Here is a 12988-nt window from a genome sequence, read left to right as displayed (position 1 = left end):
TTCGCATAACCGTGCGTCGGCAGGCTCCTACAATGCTTGCTTCCCGTGCGGCGACAAGATGCGAAACGTTCACGACGGCCGCGTGAGGAGGAGACTTCATGTCCAGCCCCGAAGACACCCAGGCCAAGCTGCGCCAGGCCGCGCTCGAGTACCACGAGTTTCCCCGCCCCGGCAAACTGGCGGTCATCGCCACCAAGCAGTTGTCCAATCAGCGCGATCTGGCGCTGGCGTATTCGCCGGGCGTGGCCTCGGCCTGCGAGGAAATCCACGCGCATCCCGACGATGCGTTCCGCTACACCGCGCGCGGCAACCTCGTGGCCGTCATCAGCAACGGCACGGCAGTGCTGGGGCTGGGCGACATCGGCCCGCTGGCGGCCAAGCCGGTGATGGAAGGCAAGGCGGTGCTGTTCAAGAAGTTCGCGGGCATCGACGTGTTCGACATCGAAGTGAACGAAAAAGACCCGGCCAGGCTGGTCGAGATCATCACCGCGCTAGAGCCCACCTTCGGCGGCATCAACCTCGAAGACATCAAGGCGCCGGAGTGCTTCGAGGTCGAGCGCAAACTGCGCAAGCGCATGAACATTCCGGTGTTCCATGACGACCAGCATGGCACGGCCATCATCGTCGGCGCGGCCATTCTCAATGGACTGAAGGTGGTGGGCAAGGACATCGCGCAGGTCAAGCTGGTGTGCTCCGGCGCGGGCGCGGCGGCGCTGGCCTGCCTGAACCTGCTGGTCGATCTGGGGCTGCGGCGCGAGAACGTCTGGGTCAGCGACCTGGCCGGCGTGGTGTATGCGGGCAGGACCGAGCTGATGGACGAGGACAAGCGCCGCTTCGCTCAAGCGACCACGGCCCGCACCCTGGCGGAGATCATCGACGGCGCGGACGTGTTTCTCGGGCTGTCGGCCGGCGGCGTGCTCAAGCCCGAGTATGCGCAGCGCATGGCCGACAAGCCCATCATCCTGGCGCTGGCCAACCCCAATCCGGAAATCCTGCCGGAAGAGGCGCGCGCGGTGCGGCCCGATGCCATCATCGCCACGGGCCGGTCTGACTATCCGAACCAGGTCAACAACGTGCTGTGTTTTCCCTACATTTTCCGCGGCGCGCTCGACAGCGGCGCCACCACCATCACCGCGGAGATGGAGGTGGCCGCGGTGCAGGCCATCGCCGAGCTGGCGCAGGCCGAGCAGAGCGACGTGGTGGCGGCCACCTATGTGGGCGAGCCGCTGCGCTTCGGGCCGGACTACCTGATCCCCAAACCCTTCGATCCGCGGCTGATGATCAAGATCGCCCCGGCCGTGGCCGAGGCGGCGGCCAAAAGCGGCGTAGCGCGACGCCCCATCGCCGATCTGGACGCCTACCGAGACAGCCTGCAGCAGTTCGTCTATCAGTCCGGTGCGCTGATGCGGCCGATGTTCAGCATCGCCAAGAAAGCGGCGAAAAAGCGCATCGTCTATGCCGAGGGCGAGGATGAACGCGTGCTGCGCGCGGTGCGCGTGGTCGTCGACGAGCATCTGGCCCGTCCCATCCTGGTGGGCCGACCGGCGGTGATCGCACAGCGCATCGAGCGTTTCGGCCTGCGGCTGGAACAGGGGCGCGATTTCGACGTGGTCAACACCGATCACGACGAGCGCTACCGCGACTTCTGGCAAACCTACCACCAGCTCGCCGGACGCAAGGGCGTGACCCCGGCGATGGCCAAGATCGAAATGCGCCGCCGCCTCACCCTCATCAGCTCGATGATGCTGCACAAGGGCGAGGCCGACGGCATGTTGTGCGGCACCTGGGGCCATACGCATATCCATCTGCACTACATCGACCAGGTCATCGGCCGCCGCCCCGGCGCCGATGTGTACGCGGCGATGAACCTGCTGGTGCTGCCGGGGCGGCAGGTCGCACTCGTGGACACGCATGTCAACATCGATCCCACAGCCGCCGAAATCGCCGAGATCACCCGCATGGCGGCACAGGAGCTGCGCCGCTTCGGCATCATGCCCAAGGTCGCGCTGCTGTCGCATTCCAACTACGGTTCTTCGAACGCGCCCAGCGCGGTGAAAATGCGCGAGGCGCTGGCGCTGCTGCGTCAGCACGAGCCCGATCTGGAAGTTGACGGCGAAATGCAGGGCGACACCGCGGTCGATCCCGTGCTGCGTGCCGGTCTGCTGGCCGAATCGACCCTGAATGGCGAGGCCAACCTGTTGGTTTTCCCCGATCTGGACGCGGCCAATATTTCCTACAACCTGCTCAAGGCCACCGCAGGCAACAACATCGCCATCGGACCCATTCTGCTGGGGGCGGCCAGGCCGGTCCATATCCTCACCGCATCGAGCACCGTGCGCCGCATCGTCAACATGACCGCACTCACCGTCGCCGAAGCCAATCTCTGAGTGCCCCTCTCAAGAAAACGCCGGGCCGCCCCAAGTTTTCTTGACCCCCACGGGGGGCGGGTCGGCGAGCCGACCCTGGGGGCGCTCATGAAGATCACGCAAACCTGCGCCGACCCAACATCTGCGGAAAAGCTGCAGCGGCAAAGCCTGCCTAAAAAATAGGCGAATCCTTGTGTTTTCGTGGCGATTTCGCTACGATCCTTCCCTTGTCGAAACAAGCAGGCGGCTCTCTGGCGGTGAGCAACCGCCCGTCATCTGCCTGCCTGTTCAACGCTTTATCGCATTTCAACACATCAGCGTCCATTAGCCTCATGAGAAAACGCAGGGCCGCCCCAAGTTTTCTCATCCCCCTCGGGGGGCCTGACGCGAACGCGGCAGGTCTGGGGGCGCTCTCATTGGCCTCCACCCGCGCACAAACACGCGCTGCAGCATGAATTGCCGGTGCATTCGCTCTACGCTGCGCTCCCTGTTTCTGACGGGGCTCCTGCTCGTCACGCTGCCGTTCCTGGCACCGGGCGGGTTGCAAGCCCTGCCCTGCGCACAGGCCCGCGAAACACCGCATCGATCCCTCCCGGCGTCGGAAATTCCTGTCGTCGCGGTCGCCGATCTGCCGGTGCAGGCGCGAGACGTTTTGAGACGCATCGAACAAGGCGGCCCGTTCGAGGGATACAAGGACGGCATCATTTTTGGAAACTATGAGCGGCTTTTGCCCTCGAAACCTCGCGGTTATTACCGTGAATATACCGTCCCGACTCCAGGCGCCCGAAACCGGGGGGCGCGCCGCATCGTATGCGGTGGGGCCAAGCACCATCCGGAAGTTTGTTACTACACCCATGATCACTATGCCAGTTTCCGACGCATCGCTCCATGATGCCGATCCCGCCGTACTGCTCAAATCGGTGCGGCCCAATATCGTGCAGTCGATCCGGGCTTACCGTGTCGCTCAGTTGCAAGAGGCAGCCGAGGCGACCGGCCAGCATTTTCTCTATGCCAACCTCGCCGAGGCGACCACCAAGCAGGAAGTGCTGGAGACGATCGCGCGCTCCTTCCTGTTCCCGAAGCATTTCGGCAAGAACCTCGACGCCCTGCACGATTGCCTGACCGACGTGGTGCACGGCAGCGGACCGCAGCCCGGTTTCGTCGTCGTGCTCGAACAGTTGCCGGCGACGCAGCGATTCGACAAGGAGGCGCGCGAGACCCTGCTCGATGTGTTCCGCGACGCGGCCGATTTCTGGGCGGAGCGTGGCATTGCCTTCAGGGTCTTCTATTCTTTTCTGTAACCCGCACTCCTGGCCGGAAGGAGATGCGGGGCGAAGCGGGGCCGGCATCCAGTATCGAGACCATCGAGGTCAGCACGCCGTGGGAAGGGGCCTGGGCGCAACTCGTGGTTTGATGCGTCTTGGTTTTCGCAGCGTTGGAAATGGCGCAGGACACAGCGGAGTCTTGCGCCATTTTTTATGCCGCTGAGGGAAGCGACTGGGCCAGCGCGACGTACTCGTCTGTGCTGACTTCTTCGGCGCGGCGCTGCAGATCGAAGTCGCCGCCATAGCCCTGCGCGTCGAGCCAGGGCCCGAGGCTGTGTCGCAGCAGCTTGCGCCGCTGGGAGAACGCCGCAGTCACCAGTGCGGAAAGCCGTTTTCTATCGAGCTGCGGCAACTCCTGCGCGGGCAGCGGGATCATGCGCACCACCGCCGAATCGACTTTGGGCGGCGGGTCGAAGGCTTCGGGCGGCACATCGAGCAAATGGGCCATGCGGTAGCGCCATTGCAGCATGACCGACAGCCGGCCGAAATCACGACCGCCGGGCGAGGCCACCATGCGGTCGATCACCTCTTTCTGCAGCATGAAGTGCTGGTCCCGCACTCGCTCGGCCGCGTCCAGGAGATGGAACAGCAGCGGCGTGGAAATGTTGTAGGGCAGGTTGCCGACCAAGCGCAGGCCGGCGCCCAGGGTGGCGAAATCGAAAGCGAGCGCATCGGCCTCGATCAGCTCCACCTTGTCGGGTGCCAGCCGACGCCAGCGCGCAGCGAGGTCGCGGTCGATTTCTATCGCCGTGAGGCGGGGAATGCGCTGCAACAGGGCCTGAGTCAAGGCGCCCAGGCCAGGGCCGATTTCCACCAGGCGGTCGCCTTCCTCTGGGGCTATGCAGTCGACGATGCCCTGGATGATCTGCGGGTCGATCAGAAAATGCTGGCCGAACCGCTTGCGCGCCACGTGCGTGGTCTGCGCCGCCGCACGCGGCCGGGCTGGCGGGCGCTTCATGCCGCGCTGCGTGGCTCGGCAGACCAGACTGAGGCGTCAGTCATTTTCGGGGATGTGCACATAGGTGCGCTCGCGCACATCGCGCACCAGATCGTCGAAGTCTTCCGCGGCCTTCTGACGCTGCAGCACTTCGCGCGCCAGCGCGCGCTTCTGCGACGCTTCGAGCGGACGCACGGCGCGGTCCACCAGTTGCAGCAGCACGACCTTGTTGCCCATGACGATGGGCGCGGAGACGTCGCCCGGATTGAGATGCTGCAACGCGGCATCGAGCACGGGGTCGAGCTGTCCGGGCAGCACCCAGCCCAGCTCGCCTCCCTTGTCCGCAGTGACCGGGTCTTGCGAGAGTTCACGGGCTTTTTCGCTGAACTTCACCTTGCCGGCCTGCACGGCCTGGGCGATGGCATCGAGCTCGGACTTGGCGCGCAGGCGCTGGGCGTCGGTGCCGGCGTTGAGCACGATTTCGCGCACTTCGCTCTGCATGGCGGTGGTGGGCGCAGCCGCTTCGCCGCTGACCTGCAGCAGCTTGAGAATGTGGAAGCCGGCCGCGCTGCGGATCACGGGGCTGATCTGCCCCGGTTGCAGGTTGCGCACGGTGTCGACAAACAAGCCGGGCCAGCGATCCGCCGGGCGCATGCCCAGATCGCCGCCATGCTTGGCTCCCTCGCCCTGCGAGTCTTGTTTTGCGATCTGGGCGAAATCGGCGCCCGCCTTGAGCTGGGCGTCGATGGCGTCGATTTTCTGCTTGACGGCAGCCACCTGTTCGGGGCTGGCATTCTGCGGCACGGGCAGGAAGATTTGCGCGATCTCATAGGCCGCCTGCGGACTGGCGGCCGCAGCATCCTGTTTGGACAGGAACTCGTCGATCTGGCTCTCGGAAATGTGCGGCAGTTGCGCCATGGTGCGCTCGCGCAGGCGGCTGATGAGAATTTCGCGCTGGAGCTGGTCGCGGTAAGTGGTCCAGCCCATGCCTTCCTTTTCCACGGCACGGCGCAATTCGGCCACGGTCATCTTGTTGTTGCTCGCCACCTGGGCGATGGCGCGCTCCAGCGTGTCCTTGCTCACGCCCATGCCGATCTGCTGGGCATATTGCGCCAGCGCCAGTTCGTCGATCATCTGGTTGAGCACCTGGCTGCGAAGCTGGGCAATGGGTGGCAGGGTGGCACCCGCGGCCTGCGCCTGCTGGCGCGTGGCCTCGACCCGCAACTGCAGGTCGTAGTCGGTGATGACCTGATTGCCGACGATGGCGGCGATGCCATCGCTGCTGCGCGCACTGCCGAAAGTGGAGGGCAGCGCGGGCGGTGCGGCCATCGGCGGCGCAGTGGCCGCTGCCGGTGCGGGCGCCGACAGTCCGGCGCCCGCACCGGGCGGCAGCCGCAAACCCTGCGCCTGCGCACAGACGGCCAGTGAGGCCAGCATCATCACCAGCAGGGCGCTTGGCAAAAGGGTTTTATTCATAGTTCGAGAAGCGGCTCGGGGGCGCGTTGGATTGCTTGAGGATTTGGTAGCCGGGGATATTCTGCTTGAGCGCCGACAGCGGATTGTTGCCCAGCCGGGAAAAGCCGACGAGTTCGAGCTGGAAAAGAATGCGGGTGTAGGCCGTGGCCTGGGTGAGCGAGTTGCGCTGCACCACGATGCGGCCGACCCAGCAGCCGCCGTCGTACTCGAAGCCCAGCAGGCCGTCGTTGAAGCGTTTGTCCTGAATGCTGTAGTTGGCCTGCCCGACCGAATACCAACGCCGGCTGAGCTGCCACTGCCAGGCGGTGTTGATGTAGCGCAGCGGAATCTGACCCGACGCGGCGCTTTGGTACAGGTAGCTGGTGCTGAGGGTCTTGTACGGGCCAGGCGACCAGCGCGCGCCTGCGGCGATCTGCTGGGTTTGCTTCAGCCGCATGTTGTATTGCAGCGCGGCATCCGCGCTCCAGTGCGCGCCGAGATTGGCGCTGGCCAGCGCGAAGGTGTCGTTCAACCCGGCGGGAATCGGGCCGCCGCCGAGTGTGACGCGCTGCGGCGAGAACAGCACGCGCTGCGCGAGCGTCAGCCGCCCGAGTTCGACGCCGGTTTGCGGATCGAGCAGGCGCGAGGTGACGCCGGCGGTCAGGTTGTTGGCGTCGGCGATGCGGTCATTGCCCGAGAACACGTTGTCGGTGTAGATGGTCGACAGGTTCAGGTCGAGGTCGGCGCTGTCGAAGTTAGGCAGGTTCTGCTGGTTGCGATACGGCGTGTAGACGTAATAGAGCCGCGGCTCCAGCGTCTGCCTGAGCGCGCGGCCGAACAGCGAAGTGGGGCGCTCGAACACCAGACCGCTGTCGAGGCTGAAGGTCGGCACGGCGCGATCGACGGTGGTGGCGCCGCCCGGCATCGGCGTGTCGGTGACGTAGCGGGTGAAGTTGAAAGACAGTCTGGGCGTGATGAAACCGCCGGGGCGCACCAGCGGATAGCTGATCTGCGGGTTGAGGTAGAGACGGTCGCCCGAGATCGCCGTGGGGTTGGTGAAGCGGGTGAGCGCCGAGTCGAACTGCCAGGAGAGGCCGCTGTAGTTCGCGCTCTGCAGATGGGTGTAGAGCTGCGGCTGCTGGTTGTACGGCACGGCGATGGGGGCGCTCGCGTTCTGCAGCGTCTGCCAGCGGTTCACGCTGAGCTGCAGATAGCCCAGCGGCAGGCCATAGGTCAGACTGGCCTGCTGCGGCAGGGTGCGGTTGGAGCCGATGACCGGGTTGACGCTGCCGAAGTCCTGCCACCAGTTGTCGTCGGATACGCGCTGGTAGTTCAGCGCATAGCTCAGGCCGGGACCCAGGCCGCCGTTTTGCTGCACATAACCCGCCCAGCGGCTGTTGCCGTTATCGCTGCTGTCGGAGGGCAGCAGGTCGAACTGACTGCGCCCGGAATAGTTGGGCTGCAGCCAGCGCGCCGCGACGCTGCCCATGAAGCCGCGACGCAGAATCACCCTCGGGGTGAGCGTGGCATCGTAATTGGGCGCGATGTTCCAGTAATACGGCACGGCGAGGTCGACGCCGTTGCGGCTGTCCACGCCCAATGTGGGCGGCAGCCAGCCGGACTTGCGTGCATCGCTCAGCGGAAAGCTGGCGTAGGGCAGCGGCAGAATGGTCGCGCCCTTGAACACCACCCGCGCATCGCGCGCCACGCCGGTGTTGTCCGCCAGATTCAGGTCGAGATGCGTGGCCTGGACGAACCAGTCCACCGGGCTGGCGGTGCAGGTGGTGTAGGTGGCGTTGTCCGCCTGCAGGTGATCTCGGCCGAGGAAGTCGATGTTGTCGGCGTGACCGTGCCCCTGGGTGATGCGGAAGTAATAGTCCGCATCGGGCATCTGGCCGCGGTAGGTGTCGAGCTGCATGCGCAGCGCAGGTCCTGTGAACAGATTGCCGTCGCGCAGCACGCGCACATTGCCGTTGGCCACGGCCTCGTTCTCGACGAAGTAATAGCGCAGGCGGTCGGTCTTGATGACCACGCTGTGCTTGCGCAACTGCACATCGCCTGTGGCGTGGACATAGACGTTGTTCTGCCCGGTGATCTTGTCGGCGATGACGAACAGCGGTTCGAACGCCTGCGCCTGGGCGGGCAGGTATGGCAGCAGATCCAGGCTGGGCGTGAGCTGCAGCGGGGCAGACGTGTCGGCTGCGGCCGCCGCCTCCTGAGCCTGCGCTGCGGCATCGCAGCCCAGTGCGAGCGCCAGCGCCAGCATCAGGGGGGCTAGGCGCGGAGGGCTGGGCAGCGGCTGGGGAAAAGACACGGGGATCGGGGGCGCAGGGCAGTCGCTTGATGGTGCTGTGGTCGGCTATTGGCAGCTCGAGCCAAGGCCAGACATTCGGGCCGCTCGCAGCGATGCCTAAAATGCCAGCGGATTATAGGGAGAGCCTTCCTCCCGATTCGTCGGCCCCGTTCCATGTCCGTCACCGATCCCAACGCCCGCGCGCAGGCCCTGCAGCATTGGCTGCAAGGCGTCGCTGCGGCGCACCCTCTCCAGCCCGAAACCCTGCAGCCCGCGTCCAGCGACGCCAGCTTTCGCCGCTATTTCCGCGTCCGGGCCGACGAGGGCTCGCTGATCGTGATGGACGCGCCGCCGCCGATGGAAAACGTGCGGCCCTTCGTGCGCGTCTCCCAACTGCTCGCCGATGGCGGGGTGCAGGTGCCTCGGGTTCTGGAACAGGACGTGGACCAGGGTTTTCTGCTGCTCACCGATCTGGGACAGACCACCTATCTGCAGGCCATCTCCGCCCGGCACGAGCGCGCCGACGGCCTGATGCGCGACGCGCTGGGCGCGCTGGTCACGCTGCAGCGCATCGACGGCGCGGGTGTCGTGCCGACCTACGACGCGGCGCTGCTGCGGCGCGAGCTCGATCTGTTCCCCGAGTGGTTCGTGCAGCGTCACCACGGCCATGCCCTGACCGAAGCGCAGCGCGCCGCACTGCAGGACATTTTTTCCGCGCTGATCGCCAACAACCTGGCGCAGCCACGGGTGCTGGTGCACCGCGACTGGCACAGCCGCAATCTGATGGTCACGCCCGAGCGCAATCCCGGCGTGCTCGACTTCCAGGATGCGGTGATCGGCCCGATCACCTACGACCTGGTCTCGCTGCTGCGCGACGCCTACATCGCCTGGCCCGAAGAGCAGCAGCTCGACTGGGCCATCCGCTATTGGGAGCGCGCCCGCAAGTCCGGGCTGCCGGTGGCGCCCGATGCCGCCGACTTCTACCGCGACCTCGACTGGATGGGCCTGCAGCGCGCGCTCAAGGTGCTGGGCATATTCGCGCGGCTGCACCACCGCGACGGCAAGGCGCAATACCTGCGCGACCTGCCCGTGGTGCTGCAGCACACCCGGCTGGTGGCCGCGCGTTACGGCGCCTTCAAACCGCTTTTACGACTGCTCGACCAGATCGAGCAACGCAGCCCGCTGGTGGGCTACACCTTTTGAACGATCTGCCCATGCGCGCCATGATTCTTGCGGCGGGTCGCGGTGAGCGCATGCGGCCCCTCACCGACGCGACGCCCAAACCGCTGCTGGCCGTGGGCGGCAAACCGCTGATCGTCTGGCAGATCGAACGACTGGCCGCGGGCGGCTGGCGCGACCTCGTCATCAATACCGGCTGGCTGGGAGAGCAGATTCCCGCCGCGCTGGGCGATGGCGCGGCCTGGGGCGTGCGCCTGCGCTACTCGGTGGAGCCGGCGCAGGCCTATGAGACCGGCGGCGGCATCGCCACGGCCCTGCCCTTGCTGGGCGATGCGCCCTTTGTCGTCGTCAGCGCCGACATCTACACCACTTTCGACTACGCCCGGCTGCAAGCGGCGGCGCGGATCATCGCCGCCGATCCGCAGCGCACCGCGGCGCACCTCGTGCTCACGCTCAACCCCGGGCACAACCCGGGCGGCGACATGGCGCTGGACGCGCAGGGCCGCATCCGACGCGAGGGCGAGCGGCTGAACTACGGCAATATCGGCGTGTTCCATCCCGCGCTGTTCGCCGGGCAACCAAGGCAGCAGGCGTGGAAGCTGTTTCCCTGGCTCTACGCGGCAGCCGATGCCGGACGGGTGAGCGGTGAAGTGTTCAGCGGCCCCTGGCACAACGTCGGCACGCCCGAGCAGTTGGCCGAGCTGGATGCGCAATGGCGCGGCCTGGACTAGGCTTTCGTTCACACATTCCTTTTCGCACTCTCCGATGCCCGATTCCAACCTGCTCGTCCGCTGCGCCACGCGCCGCGCCGAAGTCGTGCGCCAGCTCGCCGCCGCGGGCGGTGGCGTGGCGCTGCTGCCCACCGCGCCCGAGGCGCTGCGCAACCGCGACGCCGACTATCCCTATCGTCACGACAGTTATTTTTACTACCTCACCGGCTTCACCGAACCGCACAGCCTGCTGGCGCTGCAGGCAGGGGCCGACGGCAGCAGCCGCAGCGTGCTGTTCTGCCGCGACAAAAACGAGGAGCGTGAAATCTGGGACGGTTTCCGCTGGGGGCCGGACGCCGCGCGCGAGGCCTTCGGTTTCGATGCGGCGCTGTCCATCGACAGCCTCGACGCCGAGCTACCCAAGATGCTCGCCGACCAGCCCGCCGTGTGGCGCCCCTTCGCCGTGCAGTCGGGGTTCGAAACTCAGGTGGAACGCTGGCTGAATGCCGTTCGCGCCCAGGCGCGCAACGGCATCACGGCGCCGCGCACCCAGCACGATCTGTGCGCCATCCTCGACGAGATGCGGCTGTTCAAGGACGCCTACGAGCTCGACGTGATACGGCGCGCAGCAAGCATTTCCGCGCAGGGCCACATCCGTGCCATGCAGGCCAGCCGCCGCGGCCTGCGCCAGCCGCCGCCGCAGGGACTGCGCGAATACCACCTTGAAGCCGAACTGCTCCACGCCTTCCGCCAGGGCGGATCGCAAGCCCCGGCCTATGGCTCCATCGTCGCCGCGGGCGCCAATGCCTGCGTGCTGCACTACCGCGCCGGCGACGCCCCCGTGCGCGCGGGCGATCTGGTGCTGATCGACGCCGCCTGCGAACTCGACGGCTACGCCAGCGACATCACCCGCACCTTCCCGGCGAACGGCCGCTTCTCCGGAGCGCAGCGCGCGCTCTACGACGTGGTGCTGGCCGCGCAAGCGGCGGCGCTTGAGGCCAGCGTGCAAGGCGCGCGCTTCACCGATCCACACGAAGCCGCGCTGCGCATTCTGGCGCAGGGCCTGCTCGATCACGGCCTGATTGCGCGCGACACCGCCCCCGATGTGGACGCCGTCATCGCCACCGGCGCCTACAAGCGCTTCTACATGCACCGCACCAGCCACTGGATGGGCATGGACGTGCACGACTGCGGCGACTATGCCGAACCGGGCGAGGCCGCCGAAATCCAGCCCGACGGCAGCCGCAAGCGCCCGGCGCGCATCCTGCGCGAGGGCATGGTGCTCACCATCGAGCCGGGTCTGTACGTGCGCGCAGCCGCCGATGTGCCCGCAGCCTTTCGCGGCATCGGCATCCGCATCGAAGACGACATCGCCGTGCGTTCTGGCGGCCAGCGCTGCGAGGTGCTCACCGCGGCGGCGCCCAAGACCGCAGAGCAAATCGAAGACCTCATGCGGGACTGATAGGCAGGAACCGAGGCGCAGAACAAGGCGACACGAACCGCCCCGCAGCTTCAGCCCTGCAAGCGCATCATCAACTCGCGCGTCGCGCCCTCGGCGCTGTTTTTGAGCGCGAGGGCTTCTTTCATATGCGCCACGGCATTGCCGACTTCGCCTTGATCGATTTGCAGCAAGGCATTGAGCAGAAGGTCTGACGCCTGCTCCAGGGTCTGCGAGGCACTATGCAGTGTCGAAGCGATTTCATCCATGTCCAGCATGACAATCTCCCGATGAAGGCAGGTGAATCCGCACTTTGACAGCAAAACATGAAAGCGCGGTGAAAGTTGACGGATCGGCAGGGGCAAACCGAACTGGAGCCTGGCATGAAAGAAACAGCAGAAGGAAGAAGCGGCCGATGCAAAAACCAGCGTGGGACCACCGCCACCACAGATTACACCACCCGATGCGCCAACGCGGGCAGGCTTTGCCGGTGTCGGGCGATGCGCTCGCGTTCCAGCGTTGCGGTGACCACGGCTTCGCCTTCGGCCTGCATCGCCAGCACCTCGCCCCAGGAATCGACGATCAGGCTGTGACCCCAGGTGCGCCGTCCGTTTTCATGCGTGCCGCCCTGCGCGCTGCCGAGCACATAGGCGAGGTTTTCGATGGCGCGGGCGCGCAGCAGCACCTCCCAATGCTTCTCGCCGGTGGTGTGGGTGAAGGCTGCGGGCAGCAGGAACACATCACAGGGATGGATGGCCCCATCGGGCCGCCGTGACAGCGCCCGGAACAGCTCGGGAAAGCGCAGGTCGTAGCAGATGGCGAGTCCTACGCGCCAGCCTTCGCAGTCGAAGGCCACGGGCTGTGCGCCCGGGGTGATGCTGTCGGCTTCGGCGTAGCGCTCGGCACCGCTCTGGAAGGCGAACAGGTGCATCTTGTCGTAGCGCGCGGCCAGTTCGCCTGCGGGATTGAACACCAGGGTGGTGTTGAGCACGCGATTGGGGTCTGGGCCCTGAAGCGGCAGCGTGCCGCCTGCGATCCACAGGCCCAGGCGGCGCGCGGTGCTGGCGAGAAAGTCCTGAATGGGGCCGCTGCCAGGCTTTTCGCGCACCCGTACCTTGTCGGCATCGGTCTGGCCCATGAGGCAGAAGTATTCGGGCAGCACGGCCAGGCGGGCGCCCTGGGACGCGGCCTGTTCGAGCAGGCTTTGGGCGCGCTGCAGGTTGCTGGCGACGGAGGTGCCGGAAACCATCTGGAGGGCGGCGATTTTCATGGCGGTGCACGCTGG

The 12988-nt window shown here is 66.2% G+C and carries 10 protein-coding genes and 1 pseudogene; 6 read left to right on the top strand and 5 right to left on the bottom strand.

What is annotated here, in order from left to right:
• The first annotated feature begins 98 nt into the window (after positions 1-98).
• From RBR52_RS08850 to RBR52_RS08840, 3 genes and pseudogenes are all read left to right on the top strand, one after another.
• Positions 99-2387: an NADP-dependent malic enzyme gene (locus RBR52_RS08850; RefSeq protein WP_320376845.1), complete on the top strand. Its 2289-nt coding sequence runs from the start codon at positions 99-101 to the stop codon at positions 2385-2387.
• A gap of 430 nt (positions 2388-2817) precedes the next feature.
• Complete coding sequence (locus RBR52_RS08845; protein WP_320376844.1) at positions 2818-3258, top strand: ribonuclease domain-containing protein; 441 nt, start codon at positions 2818-2820, stop codon at positions 3256-3258.
• A gap of 4 nt (positions 3259-3262) precedes the next feature.
• Positions 3263-3667, top strand: a pseudogene (locus RBR52_RS08840) (barstar family protein); the annotation flags it as partial.
• Positions 3668-3842: 175 nt separating this feature from the next.
• Here RBR52_RS08840 and rsmA read toward each other — a convergent pair.
• From rsmA to RBR52_RS08825, 3 genes are read right to left on the bottom strand one after another with little or no spacing between them, the layout of a single operon-like run.
• A complete protein-coding gene (rsmA, locus tag RBR52_RS08835) occupies positions 3843-4649 on the bottom strand; it encodes a 16S rRNA (adenine(1518)-N(6)/adenine(1519)-N(6))-dimethyltransferase RsmA (RefSeq protein WP_320376843.1) in 807 nt (268 codons plus the stop codon).
• Positions 4650-4685: 36 nt separating this feature from the next.
• Positions 4686-6104: a peptidylprolyl isomerase gene (locus RBR52_RS08830; RefSeq protein WP_320376842.1), complete on the bottom strand. Its 1419-nt coding sequence runs from the start codon at positions 6102-6104 to the stop codon at positions 4686-4688.
• Positions 6097-8397 (bottom strand): LPS-assembly protein LptD, encoded by a 2301-nt coding sequence (locus tag RBR52_RS08825; RefSeq protein ID WP_320376841.1) that lies wholly within the window; start codon positions 8395-8397, stop codon positions 6097-6099. The genes RBR52_RS08830 and RBR52_RS08825 overlap by 8 nt, the downstream gene beginning before the upstream one ends.
• Before the next feature lie 153 nt (positions 8398-8550).
• Here RBR52_RS08825 and RBR52_RS08820 point away from each other — a divergent pair, with 153 nt between their 5' ends.
• From RBR52_RS08820 to RBR52_RS08810, 3 genes are read left to right on the top strand one after another with little or no spacing between them, the layout of a single operon-like run.
• Positions 8551-9579, top strand: a complete 1029-nt coding sequence (locus RBR52_RS08820; protein ID WP_320376840.1) for an aminoglycoside phosphotransferase family protein — start codon at positions 8551-8553, stop codon at positions 9577-9579.
• Positions 9580-9599: 20 nt separating this feature from the next.
• Positions 9600-10286, top strand: coding sequence for an N-acetylmuramate alpha-1-phosphate uridylyltransferase MurU (murU, locus tag RBR52_RS08815; protein WP_320376953.1), 687 nt, complete (start codon positions 9600-9602; stop codon positions 10284-10286).
• A gap of 34 nt (positions 10287-10320) precedes the next feature.
• Entirely contained in the window at positions 10321-11727 is a 1407-nt protein-coding gene (locus tag RBR52_RS08810) for an aminopeptidase P N-terminal domain-containing protein (RefSeq protein ID WP_320376839.1), read from the top strand.
• Positions 11728-11777: 50 nt separating this feature from the next.
• Here RBR52_RS08810 and RBR52_RS08805 read toward each other — a convergent pair whose 3' ends face one another.
• Complete coding sequence (locus RBR52_RS08805) at positions 11778-12068, bottom strand: hypothetical protein (protein WP_320376838.1); 291 nt, start codon at positions 12066-12068, stop codon at positions 11778-11780.
• Between the two features lie 86 nt (positions 12069-12154).
• Positions 12155-12973: a carbon-nitrogen hydrolase family protein gene (locus RBR52_RS08800; protein ID WP_320376837.1), complete on the bottom strand. Its 819-nt coding sequence runs from the start codon at positions 12971-12973 to the stop codon at positions 12155-12157.
• Positions 12974-12988 lie beyond the last annotated feature (15 nt).

Origin of the sequence: Thiomonas sp. (assembly GCF_034007205.1) — a bacterium.
In the GTDB taxonomy this organism is placed as follows: Bacteria; Pseudomonadota; Gammaproteobacteria; order Burkholderiales; family Burkholderiaceae_C; genus Thiomonas.
This window is presented reverse-complemented; position numbering and strand designations above follow the sequence as displayed.